This is a genomic window from Oscillatoria nigro-viridis PCC 7112, from assembly GCF_000317475.1.
In the GTDB taxonomy this organism is placed as follows: Bacteria; Cyanobacteriota; Cyanobacteriia; order Cyanobacteriales; family Microcoleaceae; genus Microcoleus; species Microcoleus nigroviridis.
This window is the reverse complement of sequence record NC_019729.1, coordinates 5,929,687-5,947,689: the sequence shown is the minus strand read 5'-3', so window position 1 is coordinate 5,947,689 and position 18,003 is coordinate 5,929,687. Positions and strand designations below refer to the sequence as shown.

The 18,003-nt window shown below is 46.5% G+C and carries 19 protein-coding genes; 15 read left to right on the top strand and 4 right to left on the bottom strand.

The features are described 5' to 3' along the window. Positions 1 to 101: 101 nt before the first annotated feature. The 8 genes from OSC7112_RS24780 to OSC7112_RS24745 all read left to right on the top strand — a co-directional run bounded on the left by OSC7112_RS24780 (position 102) and on the right by OSC7112_RS24745 (position 5,947). On the top strand, positions 102 to 473 hold the full coding sequence (locus OSC7112_RS24780) for a four helix bundle protein (protein WP_015178471.1): 372 nt from the start codon (positions 102 to 104) through the stop codon (positions 471 to 473). A 236-nt stretch (positions 474 to 709) separates the two neighbouring features. Then, on the top strand, positions 710 to 1,705 hold the full coding sequence (locus OSC7112_RS24775; RefSeq protein ID WP_015178470.1) for an energy-coupling factor transporter transmembrane component T family protein: 996 nt from the start codon (positions 710 to 712) through the stop codon (positions 1,703 to 1,705). Positions 1,706 to 2,080: 375 nt separating this feature from the next. After that, entirely contained in the window at positions 2,081 to 2,539 is a 459-nt protein-coding gene (gene acpS / locus OSC7112_RS24770) for a holo-ACP synthase (protein WP_015178469.1), read from the top strand. Positions 2,540 to 2,581: 42 nt separating this feature from the next. Then, positions 2,582 to 2,851 carry a transcriptional coactivator PipX gene (gene pipX, locus OSC7112_RS24765; RefSeq protein ID WP_006634205.1) on the top strand — a complete coding sequence of 90 codons (270 nt, stop codon included), beginning with the start codon at positions 2,582 to 2,584 and terminating at the stop codon, positions 2,849 to 2,851. Positions 2,852 to 2,923: 72 nt separating this feature from the next. Next, a complete protein-coding gene (locus tag OSC7112_RS24760; protein ID WP_015178468.1) occupies positions 2,924 to 3,589 on the top strand; it encodes a YggS family pyridoxal phosphate-dependent enzyme in 666 nt (221 codons plus the stop codon). Positions 3,590 to 3,706: 117 nt separating this feature from the next. Continuing rightward, complete coding sequence (locus OSC7112_RS24755; RefSeq protein ID WP_015178467.1) at positions 3,707 to 4,324, top strand: cell division protein SepF; 618 nt, start codon at positions 3,707 to 3,709, stop codon at positions 4,322 to 4,324. Positions 4,325 to 4,502: 178 nt separating this feature from the next. Next, complete coding sequence (gene proC, locus OSC7112_RS24750) at positions 4,503 to 5,348, top strand: pyrroline-5-carboxylate reductase (RefSeq protein WP_015178466.1); 846 nt, start codon at positions 4,503 to 4,505, stop codon at positions 5,346 to 5,348. Positions 5,349 to 5,359: 11 nt separating this feature from the next. Next, positions 5,360 to 5,947, top strand: coding sequence for a Uma2 family endonuclease (locus OSC7112_RS24745; protein WP_015178465.1), 588 nt, complete (start codon positions 5,360 to 5,362; stop codon positions 5,945 to 5,947). A 22-nt stretch (positions 5,948 to 5,969) separates the two neighbouring features. On the opposite strand, the gene plsY is transcribed toward OSC7112_RS24745, so the two are convergent. From plsY to OSC7112_RS24725, 4 genes are all read right to left on the bottom strand, one after another. Next, the gene (plsY, locus tag OSC7112_RS24740) at positions 5,970 to 6,650 is read right to left on the bottom strand and encodes a glycerol-3-phosphate 1-O-acyltransferase PlsY (protein ID WP_015178464.1); all 681 of its coding nucleotides are present in this window, start codon (positions 6,648 to 6,650) and stop codon (positions 5,970 to 5,972) included. 116 nt (positions 6,651 to 6,766) lie between these two features. Next, entirely contained in the window at positions 6,767 to 8,098 is a 1,332-nt protein-coding gene (locus OSC7112_RS24735; protein WP_015178463.1) for a DUF3086 domain-containing protein, read from the bottom strand. Between the two features lie 59 nt (positions 8,099 to 8,157). Then, complete coding sequence (locus tag OSC7112_RS24730; RefSeq protein ID WP_015178462.1) at positions 8,158 to 8,550, bottom strand: DUF3119 family protein; 393 nt, start codon at positions 8,548 to 8,550, stop codon at positions 8,158 to 8,160. 63 nt (positions 8,551 to 8,613) lie between these two features. After that, complete coding sequence (locus tag OSC7112_RS24725; protein WP_015178461.1) at positions 8,614 to 9,408, bottom strand: MlaE family lipid ABC transporter permease subunit; 795 nt, start codon at positions 9,406 to 9,408, stop codon at positions 8,614 to 8,616. A gap of 186 nt (positions 9,409 to 9,594) precedes the next feature. Here OSC7112_RS24725 and OSC7112_RS24720 point away from each other — a divergent pair, with 186 nt between their 5' ends. The 7 genes from OSC7112_RS24720 to OSC7112_RS24690 all read left to right on the top strand — a co-directional run bounded on the left by OSC7112_RS24720 (position 9,595) and on the right by OSC7112_RS24690 (position 17,766). Beyond that, positions 9,595 to 9,882: a hypothetical protein gene (locus tag OSC7112_RS24720; RefSeq protein WP_015178460.1), complete on the top strand. Its 288-nt coding sequence runs from the start codon at positions 9,595 to 9,597 to the stop codon at positions 9,880 to 9,882. 25 nt (positions 9,883 to 9,907) lie between these two features. Beyond that, entirely contained in the window at positions 9,908 to 10,108 is a 201-nt protein-coding gene (locus tag OSC7112_RS24715; RefSeq protein ID WP_015178459.1) for a hypothetical protein, read from the top strand. A 27-nt stretch (positions 10,109 to 10,135) separates the two neighbouring features. Continuing rightward, positions 10,136 to 10,582 carry an Hsp20/alpha crystallin family protein gene (locus tag OSC7112_RS24710; RefSeq protein ID WP_015178458.1) on the top strand — a complete coding sequence of 149 codons (447 nt, stop codon included), beginning with the start codon at positions 10,136 to 10,138 and terminating at the stop codon, positions 10,580 to 10,582. Positions 10,583 to 10,850: 268 nt separating this feature from the next. After that, on the top strand, positions 10,851 to 11,192 hold the full coding sequence (locus OSC7112_RS24705; RefSeq protein WP_015178457.1) for a hypothetical protein: 342 nt from the start codon (positions 10,851 to 10,853) through the stop codon (positions 11,190 to 11,192). A 1-nt stretch (position 11,193) separates the two neighbouring features. Next, positions 11,194 to 11,583, top strand: coding sequence for a hypothetical protein (locus tag OSC7112_RS24700; RefSeq protein ID WP_015178456.1), 390 nt, complete (start codon positions 11,194 to 11,196; stop codon positions 11,581 to 11,583). A gap of 347 nt (positions 11,584 to 11,930) precedes the next feature. After that, complete coding sequence (locus OSC7112_RS24695) at positions 11,931 to 12,332, top strand: CO2 hydration-associated protein CupS (RefSeq protein WP_015178455.1); 402 nt, start codon at positions 11,931 to 11,933, stop codon at positions 12,330 to 12,332. A gap of 331 nt (positions 12,333 to 12,663) precedes the next feature. After that, positions 12,664 to 17,766 carry a PAS domain S-box protein gene (locus OSC7112_RS24690; RefSeq protein WP_015178454.1) on the top strand — a complete coding sequence of 1,701 codons (5,103 nt, stop codon included), beginning with the start codon at positions 12,664 to 12,666 and terminating at the stop codon, positions 17,764 to 17,766. Positions 17,767 to 18,003 lie beyond the last annotated feature (237 nt).

Below are 18,003 nucleotides of genomic sequence, written 5' to 3'. Positions count from 1 at the left end.
GATTTTAGATTTTAGATTTTAGATTGAAGAAAAAAGGCGGTTAGATGATATAATTGCTTGCCAATTACAGCAAATTTTTTCATCTAAAATCTAAATATCGGATGAATGAACAAGAGTTTAAACAAAGAACGAAGCAGCTAGCATTAAGAGTTATTAAGCTAGTAAGTTCACTGCCCAAAAATACCGTTTCTGAGGTAATTGGCAAGCAGTTAATTCGTTCAGGAACTTCTGTAGGGGCTAACTATCGAGCAGCTTGTCGCGCTAGATCGACAGCAGACTTAATTGCCAAACTCAGAATAGTGGAAGAAGAAGCGGATGAATGTTTGTACTGGATGGAGTTGATAGTTGAAGCTAAATTAGTAGATGCCACTAATTTGAGGAATATCATGTCAGAAACGAATGAAATTTTAGCGATGACAGTTGCCTCCATCAAAACTTTAATTGCTAAAAACCCAACAGCAAATCGCAAATAAAACAATGTCAAATCCAACAAGAATTTCCTCTTAAAAATAAAACAATCAAATAATCGCACTCAAAAAATCAATCGCTCAATCACATAATCCCCATTCAATAATCAATCCCTCAATCAATCAATCAATCCCTCAATCAAACAATCCCTCAATCAATCAATCAATCCCTCAATCAAACAATCCCTCAATCAAACAATCCCCAAATCTAAAATCTAAAATCTAAAATCTAAAATCCCAAGATGGACTTACTTCGATCGCTCCCCATAGGACTTTACCTAGAACAACCCATAACCTGGCTTCACCGGCTAGACTCCCGCGTAAAACTAGCCTGGTTGATGACATTTCTGATTGCGCCAATACTCGCCAATCCCATCTGGCGGTTGATGCTAGTAGGAATGTTAATCGTACTGACACTAACCGCAGCCATTCCCCTGCGCGTGTGGAAACAGCAAATGGGACTGCTGCTGCTATTCTGCATATTAGTATTTTGCCTCAGCGCGATCGCCCCCGACGGACTCCCCTCAGAACACCAGCCCCGCATCCCCGCCGACGAATTAACCTTTTCCCAACAGCCGGCAACTCTTCCACCCCCTCAAAAGCCCAAACCCTGGTACCAATCTTTTAACTTAGGCTCAAACTCCCCAATCCCCAATCCCAAAGCCCAAAGCCCAAATCAACTCCCCCAACCCACAAACTACCGTTACGTTTTATTCAAACAAGGCCCGATTAAAATCACCCGCAAATCCCTAGATTTAGCTCTCAACGTCAGCACCCTATTTTTCACAGTAATTTACAGCACCAACCTCTACCTTCTCACCACAGCCAGCGAAGAAATCACCAGCGCCCTTGAAAACTTAATGCAGCCCCTGCGCCGCTTAAATTGGCCTGTTACCGAAATAGCCTTAACATTAACTTTATCTTTGCGGTTCATTCCCCTAGTATTGGAAGAAATACAAAATTTAGTGCGATCGGTGAGTACCAGAGCGATAAACTGGAAAAAACTCGGATTTCGCCGCGCCGCTCAAGTTTGGTTGATGATAGCCGAGCGACTGTTAGAAAACTTGCTCCTGCGAGCCGAACAAATTGCCAGCGCCATGAAAGTTCGCGGCTTCACCAGTCCCGATCGACACCGTGTAGAATGGCACCCGTTGCAATTGAAAATCCGAGACTGGATCGCCCTCGGATGCTTGCTCTTCCTCTGGAGCGCCCGCTTGGTTTGGGGTTGGGACAGTTGAGATTTTAGATTTTAGATTTTAGATTTTAGATTGATTAGATTGGAGATTGAAGAATTGGGAAGGACTGATTCGAGCCGGGTTTGGAACAGCAGCCTAGATTTGAGTAAGTTTTGTCTGGTACGCGACAGTCCTGCTAAAGTAATGGAGACAAATATTTAGAGAACCAAGACCTTGAACATCTATCTTGGGACAGATGTTGAGATTTGAGATTTGAGATTTGAGATTTGAGATTGATTGATTAGATTGGAGATTGAAGAATTGGGAAGGACTGATTCGAGCGGGGTTTGGAACACCAGCCTAGATTTGAGTAAGTTTTGTCTGGTACGCGACAGTCCTGCTAAAGTAATGGAGACAAATATTTAGAGAACCAAGACCTTGAACATCTATCTTGGGACAGATATAGTATATGTTCCGCGCATTCAAGCCGCATTAGACCGGTTTGGCGATCGCTTCCTCGAAAAAGTTTACACGCCCGCCGAACAAAGGGATTGCGGGCAACTAAATTCTCAACACAGCAGCATTAAAGGTAAAATGAATCGAGTTTCCTGCAACCAACTAGCGGGGCGCTGGGCAGCAAAAGAAGCCGTTGTCAAAGCTCTAGGCACGGGATGGCGGGGAATACGGTATGCAGATGTGGAAATTCGGCGCTCCGAAAACGGTGCTCCAAATGTGCAACTGCACGGAACCGCAGCAGTACAAGCCTCTGTTTGGGGAAATTGCCAGTGGCAATTGAGCCTCAGCCACGACGGAGACTATTGCACGGCTACGGCTATCGCCCTTTGTAGCCCGCCGTCAAACAACGCCGTCGGGCGATCGAGCGAAACTAAAATCTAAAATCTAAATCTTTAATCTAAAATCGATCGATTGTGAGCGTTAATGACTACTGAAACTTACCTGAATCATCCAAACTTTGGCCTCCTCTTCAGGGTATCCCAGGTTGAAGACAGCCAAGAATTATTTACCACCCTATACGCCCAACGCCTGTTTTTTTTGGTGACAAACGGCCCAGGCGGTCTGAGATTTGAACCCATCAGCCGCTCCGACGCTCGCCTCATGGTCGAAATTCGCCTGCGAACCCTGCGTCGCAGCGGTCAATATCAAGAGTACGACCAATTGCAGACCATTCACCAGCGCACGTTTCAATAACGAAAATCAGTAATTTGGTAATTGGTAACAGTCTTAATTTTCCTTCCCTCCAGTCAAGAGCGTTGAGCACCCATGACCATAGCCTCTCGAATTAAGAGCATTCGCCAACACTTGCCCGAATCAGTGCGGTTAATTGCCGTTACCAAACAGGTACCGACTGATGCTATCCGCGAAGCATACGACGGCGGTATCCGGGATTTTGGCGAGAGTAAGGTTCAAGAGACTGTCGAAAAACAAAGCCAACTGCAAGATTTACCGGATATCAACTGGCACTTGATCGGACACTTGCAAGCCAACAAAGCCGCCAAGGCCCTAGAGCATTTCCAGTGGATTCACTCTCTCGACAATTTAAAACTCGCTCAGCGACTTTCGCGCTTGGCGGGGGAAATGTCCTGCTCTCCCCAAGTCTGCCTGCAAGTCAAAATGTTGCCCGACCCTGACAAATACGGCTGGAGCGTTCCAGAACTGCTGGCCGACCTTCCAGAACTCAACAAATGTCAGCATATCAAAATTCAAGGTTTGATGACAATTCCGCCGCTGGGATTAGATGACTCGCAAATCCTAGAATTATTTAACAGCACCCGCGAACTTGCACAGAAAATCCAGCAGCAAAATTTGCCCTGCATTCAAATGCAGCAGCTCTCGATGGGGATGTCGGGAGATTATCATTTGGCAATTCAAGCAGGTGCTACTATGGTACGGCTAGGACAAACCTTATTTGGCTCTAGGAGGGGATAAGTAATTGAAATCTTCTGATAAAGACAATTTGGGTTAAATATAGAATAGTCAGCCACCCGCGACTAACGCGCAACGCGAGTATAGTCGGGGCAGCCAAGTCGTGAAGGAGCGTGAATCATGAATATTTTTTCTAAACTGCGAGATTTTGTAGGCATCAACAATGAGCCTGAGTACGATGACGTGTACGACGAAACGGAAGGGGAGCGCTATCAGAACTTCTACCAAGCGGCTGAACCGAACCCCGCTGCCGTCGCAGCAGCCGAAGAAGAACGTCGTCAAAATCGTAGAATGCGAGAGCGGTCAGTAGTAGGATCGACAGGTATGGATGTCGTTGCACCAACCGGGGGAGTAGGGTCAGTAATGAATAACGTGATTGGAATGCCTGGAGCTATGAACGGGATTTCGGAAGTAGTAGTAATGGAGCCGCGCACTTTTGAAGAGATGCCGGCAGCAATTCGAGCCCTTAAGGAACGCAAGTCTGTGGTTTTGAACCTGACGGTGATGGACCCAGACCAAGCGCAAAGAGCTGTGGACTTTGTGGCGGGCGGTACTTATGCCCTGGACGGTCATCAAGAGCGCATTGGCGAAAGTATTTTCTTGTTTACGCCTAGCTGCGTGCAGGTGAGAACTCAGTCTGGTGTGGTTCACGAAGTGCCTCCTGCTCAAGGACGCCCTCGTGCTGCGGCTCCTGCACCAACAGTCTGGCCAGCAGAACAAGCTCCCATCGCTCAGTAGTCAGTAGTCAGTTGGCAGTGGTCAGTAGTCAGTAGTCAGTAGTCAGTAGTCAATAGTTAACAACTAATAACTGTGGAATAAACACTGCGGATTAATAACATTAGCTAACAACTAAGTAAACAATGACAACTGACAACTGACAACTGACAACTGATAACTCAAAAGTGACAACTGACTAATGACTAACATAAAATTTGGTACGATCGGCGGTGGGGTAATGGGAGAAGCTCTCTTATCCCGCTTAATAGCACAAAAAGTTTATTTGCCAAGAGAAATATTGGTGAGCGAGCCTGGGGTAAAACGCCGCGAGTTTTTAACTGAGAAATACGGGATTGGAACAACAGCCAGCAATCTAGAAGTTGCTGCCGCTACAGAAGTGCTGTTTTTGGCGATTAAACCGCAAGTTTTTGATACGGTAGCTTTGGAGTTGGCGGTGGCTGCCGATCGCAAACAGGGAAATAATGGAGAAACGGCTAATTCCCAGCCAGAAGCGCTGGTAGTGTCGATTTTGGCAGGAGTGCCGCTCAGCAAGCTCGAACCCGCGTTCCCGGGGCGGGGAGTGCTGCGTGTGATGCCGAATACTCCGGCAACGGTAGGAGCGGGAATGAGCGCGATCGCCCCTGGAAAACTCGTGCAACCGGCTGATTTAGAATTGGTAAAGCGCATCTTTCAGGCCGTAGGAGAAGTGGTAGAAGTACCTGAGAGCATGCTGGATGCGGTGACTGGGCTGTCGGGTTCCGGGCCCGGTTATGTAGCAATTTTGATAGAGGCCTTGACAGATGGCGGAGTTTGTGCAGGACTGCCACGGGCGATCGCCTCTCAATTAGCTTTGCAAACTGTATTCGGTACGGCGAAACTATTGCAAGAAACGGGAATGCACCCAGCAGAATTGAAAGATCGAGTTACAAGTCCCGGCGGCACAACTATTGCGGGAATTGCTAAATTAGAGAGTAACGGCTTCCGTTCGGCGCTGATCGAAGCCGTGAAAGCAGCTTATTTGCGTTCTCAAGAATTAGGTAAATAGGTGTTAGTGCCATGCTGACTTTAAAATTAGATTTAAGTCCGTGGATCGAGTTGACAGACGATCAGTTTTACGAACTGTGCCAACATCACCCCGATTATAAATTTGAACGGAATGCAAAAGGAGAACTGCTGATGGTTCCACCAACGGGAGGAGAAACTGGAAACCGTAATATGGATTTATCCTATCAATTGCAAGCTTGGAGTCGCCAAAATCCGAATCTAGGAATTGCTTTTGACTCTTCGACCTGTTTTAGACTCCCAAACGGTGCAACTCGTTCTCCCGATGCTTCTTGGATAAAACGCGAAAGATGGGAAGCTTTAACTCCCGAACAAAAAAGGAAATTTCCGCCACTGTGTCCTGATTTTGTAGTGGAATTGCGCTCGCCCAGTGATTCTCTCAGAGAAACGCGAGAGAAAATGCAAGAATATCGGGAAAATGGCGTTTGTTTGGGGTGGTTGATTGACCCGCAAACGCGGACTGTGGAGATTTATAGGATCGATCGAGAAATAGAAATATTGCAGTCCCCTGTTACGCTGTCAGGGGAAGATGTTTTGCCCGGATTTGTGTTGGATCTAGGCCCCGTTATGGGAACTAACTGAAAAGGTGTCAGGCTGTTTCAGATTAATCGCTAGCTGCTGTTTCCAATTTCTCTCCTATCCTCGGTTCCGTACCGTTCAACAACCGCTGAATATTGCTGCGATGTCGCACAATTACAAACACACCGCCCGCAATTCCAAACAATACATAAGCCAGCGGCTGATGTAAAGCAAACATCAATCCAGCAACGCTAATTGCCCCGATAATCGAACTTAAAGAAACAATTCGCGACACCGCAAATACTATCCCGAAAATTCCGAAAGTTCCCAAACCAACTGGCCAGTACAAACCAAGCAAAACTCCCAAACTCGTAGCCACAGATTTACCGCCGGTAAACCCCAGCCAGATTGATTTGCTGTGGCCCAAAACAGCAGATAAACCCGCCAAAGTTGCCATCCAAGGGATGACAGTTACAGTATTTTCAATACCTGCTGCGGTTGCTAGCTGGCTGGTAAAAGTGAGAGAGTAAATGTAGCGAATTAGGACGATCGCACTTACCCCCTTCAACACGTCAACCAACAAAACCCCCAACCCCGGCCACTTCCCCAAAGTCCTCAGTACGTTAGTCGCACCCGTCGAACCCGAACCAACCTGTCGAATATCAATTCCCAGCATCCATTTCCCCAAGGCGTACCCAGTCGGAATCGATCCCAGCAGATAAGCTGCGATTAGCAAGGCGCCATTTAAAATTATCCAGCTAGCCATTTTTTAATTTGAGATTATTTCGTGTACTTTTAAAATTTGCAACCTTTCCCCTAGCATAATTAGCAATTAGCAATTACTAATTAGCAATTACCAATTACCAATTACCAATTACCCCATCAAAAATCCTTAGCAGCCATCAAAGTTTGCGGATCGGCAGCAAAGGCCAGCCATAAAGGAAATTGCAGGATTGACAAACTAATTAAATCCTCAGTTTCATCAATGACAATTAGCGGCAATTTGCCATCTTTCACCAGTCGATCGGCTTTTTGAGCCAAAGCTTCCGCAGACTCAAACATAATAATCCCCCTTTCCGGGCCAAAATCGCTGCGAGTAATGCCCAAACAGTCCTGCAAACCCCGGCGCCACTCTCCCAAACGTTCGGGACTGTTGGCGAGTACCAAAGTCCGCACCCGCCCGCCGTAGACGCTTCTGAGTACAGAAATAATTGTCGAAGTAATCAAGATATTTTGCAAGCGCGAACCCATAGTCCGCAAAGCGCCTCTTCCTCCTTGGGTGAAAAACCAATTAGACACTCGTTCTGCGTGGATGGGTTCAAAAGTGCGGCGAAGTTGCCAAGGCGGGCCGTAGTAGTCGGGGAGAGTGCGGTATTGATCGAGGGTGCGGCGAATTTGTTTGGCTTGTTCTTGAAATCCCTGTTCGGCAAATTTGGGATTTACCGGTGCTGAGGATTGAGACTCCTCAGCAGGAATTTGCTTGGGTGTCTCTTGCACCGGTGGCGTCAAATCTAAGAGTTCGGCGGTGGCGGCCAAATCCTGCAAACTGCCTACTAGATAGTCTTTGAAACCCTGGACTCGAATTGCTAAATCTTGGGAAACGCCGGCAAAAGTGGTTCGCATTTCCTTTTGAATTCGATCGCGCCGGCGTTCGAGTTTTTCTACTTCGATTTGTAGCGCTTGTTTGCGCTGATCTAGTTGAATCAAGCCGTCTTGTACCAAACGCCCGATCGATGCTTGAGCGGAGCCCAACGCTTCTATAGCATTGGCTTTGTCGGCTTCCAAGGCGGCAATTCTTTCAGTCAAATTTTGTTCTTGCTGCTGCAATTCTTTGACTCTATTTGCCAACTGTTCGGTAACATTTTCTGGGATGGGCGTTACCGTTTCTGCGGTTGCTGTTGGCTGGGAGTCTGTTGGAGGATCGATTTGAGCGATCGGACTTTCTGATTCGCGATCGTCAGTGTTGGGCGGGACTTGGGCGATTGCGCTTGCTTCGTCCACGAAATGGGCGATTTCGGCATCTTCCTCATCCAGCGGCGCGTCTGTTTCTGCCGGGAGTCGGGCTGGCAGTTCATTTTCGTCGATCCACAAATCTCGTGTTTGAGATGGAAGTTGGTACTCCGTCTGATTCACGGGTAAATCGACTTCGCCGTCACCGCTTGGGGCGGGTGGTTGGGCTTGCGGTTCTTGGGTTGGAGATTCGTCTGAATTCATGGGAAATTTTGTTCGGCGTAGGGCACGGAAAAGTTAAAAATTTAAAATTAACAACTTTTTTAGTCTTGACGGGGACAGCGCTGTTCTAAGCAGGTCTGTAGCATTTTACGATCGAACAGAACTGGCAGAAAGTGAATGCTGTTAATTTCTTTGAAATAGAACAAAATCGGCACAGCGGGCCAAAATATCCGCCAATTTTGCCATTCTCGGTAAGGAAAGCGGCGGATTAAGTTGGAAGATCGATAAATGTCCAAATCTGTTGGGGTAAATTGCAGCCGGATGGTGGCGGCTTGGTACATCAGAAACAAGCCGAACAGCGAAAGTGGCAAACTCGCCCACTTCTGCACGAACAGCAGCGGTAGGGCCGCCAGTACCAGGACTAGGGGAATCGCATAACTCGGAGCGAGTTCGATCGTATTTGTCGGCGCAGTCGAAGAGGCAGTGGTATTCACGGGTTTAAATCAAGGGTAGTAAGCGAATGTTGCCAATTATTCATATTTTATCCGTTTCCTAGCTTACAAGCCTTTGAGTACGCTAGAGCCTGTCCCCTGAAACATCAGCCAAGTCAGGAAAAAGTTCACAATAAAAATAGCCAGTAAAGCCGTCACCACCGCCGTAGTAGTCGATTGGCCGACGCCTTTTGCCCCGCCGGTGGTGGTCAAACCCCAGCTAGTACCGATTACAGCAATCAAGCCACCGAATGCAAAAGCCTTAATTGCCGCGCTGCAAATATCCCACAGACTCAGGAAATTGCGGACTGATTCTAAAAACACGCTTTGAGAGATGCCGTACATCGTCGTAGCAATCAGCAGTCCGCCGATGATGCCGGTGACGAGACACATGATGGTTAAAATTGGCAGCATCAAGCAGCAAGCAAGGACGCGGGGAATGACTAAATAGTCGATCGGGTCTGTTCTGAGCATCAGCAGGGCATCTATCTGTTCTGTTACCTGCATCGTGCCGATTTCCGCTGCAAAAGCCGAACCTACCCGTCCCGTCACGATTACGGCTGTTAAGACGGGGCCGAGTTCGCGAGCCAAAGACAAAGCCAAAACGCCGCCTACGACATTGCCGGCACCGAGGTTAATAAACTCCCTCGCTACCTGAATAGTAAATACCATGCCGACAAAACCCGCAGTCAGCAAAGCAATCAGCAGAGATTCCGGGCCGACTGCTGCCATTTGGTCGAGGGTGTTGCGGCGGTGAATTTTGCCCTTCAGCAAGTGCAGCATGACTTGGCCGCCCAATAAAATTGCTGCCAGCAACCGCTGACTCCACAAACTGAGGCTGGAAGATGTAGTGGTGCTCAAGGAGATTTCGAGTATAGAACAACTGCCAAAAATGAAATCTATCTACAAATCTTAAACAAGTTTTTTCTATAACATTTAAGATTTCTGACAGAATCGGCCACTGAGGGCGATCGCTGCCTATCGTAGAAAAGGACAAGTTTTGTTTGCTTGTACCTTTCGGCAGTTTAGCTGAATTTACTGACTATTATGAGCATTTTTCCCAATTTCCTTCGCTCTGTACTGCTGACCAGCCTGTTGAGCTTTGTCGCCCCCTTATTGTTAATCGGCGGGGGATTGACTAGCTTTTCGCTGATTGGCTTCCTGCCTGCTCTCCAAGAAGTTGGTCGCTCTGGAGAAGACCTGATTTTGCAGTTCTTAGCTACTTTCGGCAGCGGCTGTCCCCTCCAGGGTTTTTTCGTGATCGGTCTAACTTTTAGTTTGGTGGGTGCTTTGTTTAATACCTATGCTTCTTATCAGCATTCGCGGTGGAGTTAATCGAACCTTAGATTTTAGATTTTAGATGCGAATTCCTCGCTCGAATCTAAAATCTAAAATTGCTGGGTTCGGGTTGGATCGGATACCCGCACCTGGGATGATTTTACAATATCGATCGCGAATGTTCGGAAATGCGATCGGTCTTTTTGCGGAAAACCGAATCCCCCAGTTGCGGGAGCTGGAATATATTAAATACAAGTTGAGTCAAGTGTTTCTCAACCCCTAAAAACTTCAGATAGTCGAGGTATTAGTTATGGCACTTATTCGTTGGGAACCTTTGCGGGAAATGGACTCCTTGCAGCGAGAAATGAATCGGTTGTTTGATAGCTTGACACCGGCAACAGAACGCGGAGCTAACGGTTTTGCTTTTGTACCCCCCGCCGAACTCGATGAAACTCCCGAAGCCATCCACCTTAAGTTGGAAATTCCGGGCATGGAAGCTAAGGATTTGGACGTACAAGTAACAGCAGAATCTGTTGCTATCAGTGGCGAACGCCGTCAGGAAACTAAGACTGAAGATAAAGGCATGACTCGCTCTGAGTTCCGCTACGGTTCGTTCCGCCGGGTGATTCCCCTACCCGCACGGGTTCAAAATGACAGCGTGGAAGCTGAGTACAAAAATGGAGTTTTGCAGCTGAATTTGCCCAAAGCGGAAGCCGACAAGAACCGCGTAGTGAAAGTGCAAATCGGCAATCAATAATTCTGTGCCACTTGAGTTAGTTAATTAGTAGGGGGGCGGAAGGCACCCCCTATTTGTTTTGGAAATTAATTATTGGTCGTTGGGAATTGATAATTGGGACGAAAAGCATTTGGCATTGCGAGTTTGAGGCACGATCCTTCCTTTTTCCTTCTTCCTTCTTCCATCCATCCGTTACATCCTCAGAAAGCTCATCCGTTGCCGAACTTCCTTGTTCCGATTCTTCAACCGTGCTAAACTCCAATAAGCAACGGTTGGTGAGGAGACTTGCGTGCCGAGTCAGGGAGCGGGAGGAAATGCAATTGCATCTGAGTTTGGAGACTTAACCGGGATGACTCGCCAAGAAGTTGATGACTTTTTGCGCGGATTGGGTGCAGAAATCAGAACTACTGAAGGGGGTTATCTTGAATACGAATTTGCCGATCGTTCGCGAGTCAATATCCGTCCTGATGGTGAAGTTGTACGCACCCCAGCTCCCAGATACAGTTCAGATGGCCGAAAAATAAACAAAGGTTTGCGTCTTGACAAAGATGGCAGCTTGGTCAAAACACGCGATGAATTTGGCAATAAGATTCCTGGGACGCACAATACTGGAGAAAAAGTGAGTAATTAATATGCCCGATGACTACAAATTGCTTAATTTAGGAGGACTTACATCCCTCATTACAAATGTCAATGTGTCTTTGTGGGGGAATGAAATTTTATTTGAATGTATTTACGATCCGACAGGCGATAGATTGCCTTATAGCATAGTATTTCATGACTGCCGAGACATCAGTTGGGAGGTGTTCCATCCTGAAGATGTCAAAGATCCTGAAGCTGATTTGATTGGCATTCATTTGGGTGAAGACGCGCACCGGAAAGCAGCTTTAATTCATACTGACATTTTTGAAATTTCAATTTTGTACGGCAGTTTTAGCATTCACAAGGGAGAAAACCTAAAGGCTGAAGTAGCAGATTTAGAAACCGAGGTTTTGGTATCACAATCGCCAGCAGTATTCTAGCAATTTAAAAGCACCGCGCGGTTAAATTGCCAAGCATTTAGTAATATGATATCGGGTAAAATAACTATTACAGTCCTGGACGCACTCCGACTCCTCGCAACTGGGTTTTTTACCTAATCTGCGGGTTTTAACGCGTCTTTCCGTAAAAAACCCGGTTTCTGGGCCCCCAGATGTAAGTCCTATATTATTAGGTTTGTAGTGAGGACTGAAGTCCTCATCAAAAATCTGAGGATTGAAGTCCTCACTACAAAAGAGTTACCAATTTTTCAAAAAAGACAGTAGGTATTGTTGCCCGCCTCAGTTTACGATACTTAATAGAACTTTTTTCCCAGATGAGGTAGAACACAATGCCTGATATTGTTGATATTGCCGTAGGTGCGGGTTCGTTCCAAACCCTCGTAACAGCCGTGCAAGTAGCTAATTTAGTAGACGCGCTCAAAAGTCCGGGCCCTTTCACTGTCTTTGCACCCAATGACGATGCTTTTGCGAAATTGCCACCGGGAACTATCACAACCCTAGTGCAGAACGTTCCCCAACTGACTAGGATTTTGATGTTTCACGTCGTCTCTGGCAAGTTTATGAAAGCTGATTTGGCAAAACTCGGTTTTGTTACTTCCTTGGAAGGTTCGCCGATTAAAATTGATTGTTCTGACGGTTTTGAGGTGAAAAATGCTACAGTTGTCGCTGCGGATATCGAAGCTGATAACGGCGTCATCCATGTGATCGATAATGTAATTTTAATGGGCTAGTTTCACAGTCCATTGATTTTAGATTTTAGATTTTAGATTGACTCAACACATGAATTTGAGGGTTTGAAGTTTGGTCTAAAATTTTTTGAGTTAGATCGCGGAAGTCGGAGCTTGCATCTGTGTTTGGGTGTGAGCTTAAGTGTCGCAGCGGGAGCGAGAGCTTGCATTGAGCAGTGTCTCTTTGCTCCCGATCGCATCATTGTTTTTTAGCGATTGAAGGTAATTTAAATATCAAACCGTTGTCTTTTAGCCGGATGTATTTTAAGATGATTGTTTGCCAAAGTTTTAAAATCAATAATTATAATATAAGCAAACCAGTTTGGTGAGCACTATGCAAATCCTAGCCGCCAGCCTCAAAGCAAAAGTCCGCCAGCGTACCTTGGAACTGCAAGTTCTCAACGAACTTACTACAAAAGTTCAAGCCGCTCTCAGTGCTGATGAAATTTGGTCTGCGTGTCTGGCATATCTCGATCGCCTCATTCCCACAGAGGCGATCGCAATTTTGACGCTACCGGACGATCGAATATACCTGGAACACTTACAGCCGTTAAGTGCTAGCACCAAAGCCGAAATGGAAGGGCGCTTGCAAGCTGCTCGCGCTGAATGGCTTGCTGGCAATCGGGACTGGGAGCACAACATCGCTCCGCCACCAATGGCTCAGTTTCAGTCGGTCTTGATGGCACCAGCCAACCCGGATGAAAGTGAAGAATTGTTGGGAGTATTTTTCATTGGTGCAGAGCAGGCAACTGCTTTTAATTTGGAACACCTTTGTTTGCTGCACACTGTAGCTAAAATTTGTGCAAAACAGTTAACAATATTAGCAGCTAAAACGACCAGTGTCAAGGATAAAACTCAAAAAAATTTTGCTCTGGATTCGGAAAGTCAAGAACTATTGTTGCGGGCTGTAATGGATGCTGCGGCGGACAAAGTTTTTGCGAAAAATAGAAATTTTAGATACATTTTTGTCAATCAAAGTTTTGCTGAATATGTGGGGAAAAATGTTGAAGAAATTATCGGAAAAGATGATATTGAATTAGGGTTTTCAGCCGAATTAGTATTTGGCGATCGCAACGGCAAAATTAGGGGCATCCGCGAGGAAGATCGAGCTGTGCTGGCTGGGGAGAGGGTTCGCAATCCCTACCAGGCGATAACCTTTGAAGGTGGCAAACAGCACGTTTTTGATACGCAAAAAGTGCCGCTGTGCGATGCACAGGGTAATATATTTGGGGTTTTGGGTGTTTCTAGAGAGATTGGTCAATTGCAGGCCACAGATGAAGCCAGGAATCAAAGCCAAGCCAAACTGCAAAAAATTACTGCTAGCGTACCGGGTACGGTATATCAAATTGACTTGCATCCAGACGGCTCGATGGCTTTCTCGTTTGTGAGCGCTGGCTGCCGAGAATTGTATGAAATAGAACCAGAGGCTGCTCAGCAGAATTTTAATGTAATTGTTGACATGATTCATCCCGAAGATCGAGATGATTTTCTCAACTCGGTGACGCTTTCTGCTGAAAATTTGCAGCCTTGGCGCTGGGAAGGAAGAATTGTCACTCCGTCGGGAAAACTTAAATGGGTGCAAGGAGCTTCCCAGCCAGAATTCCAAGCATCGGGGGAAATAGTTTACTACGGCTTGTTCACGGATATTAGCGCCCGGAAACAAGCTGAACGGAAGCTGCTACTTTATCAACAAATCTTTTTGAAATCCAACGATGCGATCGCGATCTTAGACCCCCAAGGCTATTACTTAGAAACAAATCAAGCTCACACGGCTTTGCTGGGCTACAGTTCGTCTAAATTGTGGGGAAAAACACCTGCAACTCACATGGGAGAACAGCCATTTACGTCTGTGCTGCAAACCTTGGCAGAAACAGGGAGTTACCGAGGCGAAATGACCTGTATTAAGGCTGTGCAAGAAGGAACAGTTGAGGTGGAGGTTTCGGCTTTTGCGGTTTTAAATGATGCTGGGGATGTAGTTTGTTACGTAAGTGTCAACAGAGACATCACCGAACGCAAGCGAGCTGAGGAAAAACTAAAGCTTTACCGAGAAATATTTTTAAATTCCAACGATGCGATCGTCATTATCGATGCTGACGGGTTTTTCCTCGAACAAAATCGTGCTCACCAAACGCTTCTAGAATACACAGACGCGGAATTAGAAGCAGAAGCTTCGCCGCTGGTTGCGGGGGAGCGCTTTTCGGCAATTGCTCAAAGTTTAGCGAAAACAGGAAGTTTTCGGGGCGAAATTACTAACTGCACTAAAAAAGGCCAGACGCTGGCGATCGACGTTGCGGCATACTCTGTGATTAACAACGCCAACGATGTAATTTGTCATGTCTGCGTCAAGCGCGACATTACCGAACGCAAAAAAGGAGAAGAAGAACGGCAAAAATTTGTGTCGCTGATTGAAAACAGCAGCGATTTTATCGGTATGGCTACCCTGAAAGGCAAAACGCTGTTTGTCAACGAAGCCGGACGAAAACTGGTGGGTGTAGAGAATCTTTCGGCAGTGCTTTATACGGAGATATGGGATTATATTGGGCCGTATTTTCAGCAGAAATTCAGTCAAGAGATTTTACCAACAATTATCAGTCAGGGCCAGTGGCAAGGCGAAGGTCAAATGCAGCACTTGGCCACCGGACAACCCATTGATGTGGTGATGAATGCTTTTCTGGTCAAGCACCCTCAAACCACCGAACCGCTGTGCTTTGCTGCGGTAATTCGCGATGTCACCGAACGCAAGCAAGCTGAGAGAATGCTGCGGGAACAAGCAGAACAAGAACGGCTGGTTTCGGCGATCGCCCAGCGAGTCCGGCAGTCTCTCAACCTGACTCAAACTCTGAGCACGGCTGTACAAGAAGTGCGGCAGTTGTTGGCAAATGACCGCACGGTAATTTATCGTTTTGAGTCGGAAGAAACAGCGCTTGTTGTTGTGGAATCTGTAGGGGATGATTGGATGCCCCTGCTGGGTAGAAAAGTTCAAAGAACATCATTTGGAGAAAGTTATGTATGGCTGTATAGCGCAGAAAAAATTCAAGCAATGGCAGATATTTATACGGCGAATTTGAGCGAGGAACACCGACATTTACTTGCTAGTTTGCAGGTAAGGGCTAATTTAGTTGTACCAATTTTTATAGGGGATGAAAGTCAGGGGTTGGCAACCGAATACTCGCCGGAAACTCGAATTGAACTGCCGGGAAGGAGTTTGGAAACGAGCCAAAATCGGTTGTGGGGATTGCTGATTGCCCATCAGTGCAGAGCTCCGCGTGTTTGGACTGATTCTGAGATGGATTTGCTGGGAAGGTTGAGCGTGCAGTTGGCGATCGCCATTCAGCAATCTACTCTTTTTGAACAAGCGCAGCAAGCCCGAGAAGCAGCCCTCGAAGCGTCTCGAATGAAGTCGCTATTTTTAGCAAATATGAGTCACGAAATCCGTACTCCGATGAATGGAGTGATGGGGATGACTGATTTGCTGCTGAAAACGAATCTTACTCCCGAACAGCTTGACTTTGTACAGACGCTGAAACTCAGCGGCCAAAATTTACTCTCCATCATTAACGATATTCTGGATCTATCCAAACTGGAAGCCGGAGAAATGCGCTTAGAAATACTAGAATTTAACCTCAGTATCTGTATGAATGAAGTGCTGGATTTGTTGGCAACTCCCGCACAAGAAAAAGGTATAGAAGTGGTGGCACTGATTGACAGCGACGTGCCGGTGCAAATTAAAGGTGATGCAGCGCGGTTGCGGCAAATACTAACTAATTTGATCAACAATGCTATTAAGTTTACAGAAGCAGGAGAAGTGGTAATTGAGGTTGCTAATGCTAGTAATCCTGGGTTATTGGCAGCCAGCGAAAATCAGAAAATTTTAGAAAATATTGAAAAGTTAAAAATAGAAAACAATGACTTGATGTTGCTGCTGTTTAAAGTCACAGATACAGGAATTGGAATTGCTCCCGAAGACAAAAAAAAGCTGTTTCAATCTTTTACTCAAGTTGATGCCTCTACGACAAGAAAATACGGCGGTACAGGTTTGGGGCTGGCTATTTCTAAGGAGTTGGTGGAATTAATGGGTGGGCAAATCGGTGTGGAAAGTACCCCTGGCCAAGGCTCGACTTTTTGGTTTACTGTGCCGACAGTTAAGGAAAACTTAACTGCTGTGGGGACAGCGTGCGAAGTGAATTTAGAAACGGTGCTGGCGGGGCGAAAAATGTTAGTTGCCAGCGACAAGCCGACAGTGCGAAAACTGCTAGTGAGAATGGCTGTTTTGTGGGGAATGGAGGTGGAGGAGGTTGAGAACGGTTGGATGACGATCGCATCTCTGTACAAAGCTGTCAGCCTGAATTCCCCTTACGATATCGTTTTGGTTGATATTCAGTTGCCGGAAATGGTGGCGGGAAGTCTCGAACGCTTGAGGATTTCTGAGCCGGCAATGCAGCAGACAAAGTGGGTGGTGCTGACTTCAACGAATCAGCTTGCAGAAGCGAAACGCTTGGTAAATAGCGGTTTTAGCGGGTATTTAACTAAACCTGTTAAAGCTCACCGACTATTTGATTGCTTGGCGAATGCGATCGCCCCGATGACGCTGATGGATGAGCCGCGGGCAAATCTAACTTCCAATCGAGCCTCAGCTATTGACAACCGGGAGTTAGCAAGTTTAAAGATTTTGTTAGTTGAAGATACTCCAATCAATCAAAAAGTTGGTCTCAATCAACTCAGAGTTTTGGGATGCACTGCGGATGTCGCGAATAACGGCGCAGAGGCGCTATCTATGGTTGCTCTGAAAAAGTATGACATTGTGTTGATGGACTGTCAGATGCCGGTTTTGGACGGTTACGAAGCAACGCGGGAATTGCGCCGCCGGGAAGCGGCAGATGCTGCAGGCAACATGGAGCCGCATCAAAAGACGGTGGTGATTGCGATGACGGCGAATGCTTTGAAGGGCGATCGGGAAAAGTGTCTGGCGGCGGGCATGGACGATTATATTAGCAAACCTATTTCGATCGAAAAGTTAAAATCGGTACTAGAAAATTGGTCGGCCAAGCTAAAAATTGAAACTCCCAAGTTTAATGGCGAGGAACTTCAAAATTCTGAGCCAGATATCGAATCGGTAGTCGATATGGCGCGTTTGCACGAAATTTCGGGCGCTGATTTAGAGTTTGAGCGGGAAATACTGCAAGCTTTTGTGGTGGACACTTGTAGTTATTTAGAAGCTGCTAAGGGGGCGATCGCCTCGGGAGACATGGACACACTGGCCCGCCGCGCTCATCAAATTAAAGGTGTCAGCGCGACGGCGGCGGTGCGGTTAATGCCCGAGATGGCAGATCGGCTTCAAAGTCTGGCCGAATCAAATGATTTGGAGGGGGCTACAAAAATCATCGCTGAATTAGAAATAATTCTGGCGGGGGTTCAAAAGTTGGTGGCTACTGAGTAATCAATTTTCTTTTGAACCGGGCTATCGGGCCCGATCCCGCACAGCTTCTGGCAGCCCCCGCGAGCGAGCGCATGTAAAGATTTTTAATTTTTTATCAAGATATTTATCTGAATGTGACGGAATTGGGAACTCTTATAACATCTTGTGTGTTGTAGCTTATGACACTACTACATTCAGTTATTGTGGTCAAATATAAAATAATCATTAAGCCGATCGACCAGAGGGTGCTTTTCGTCG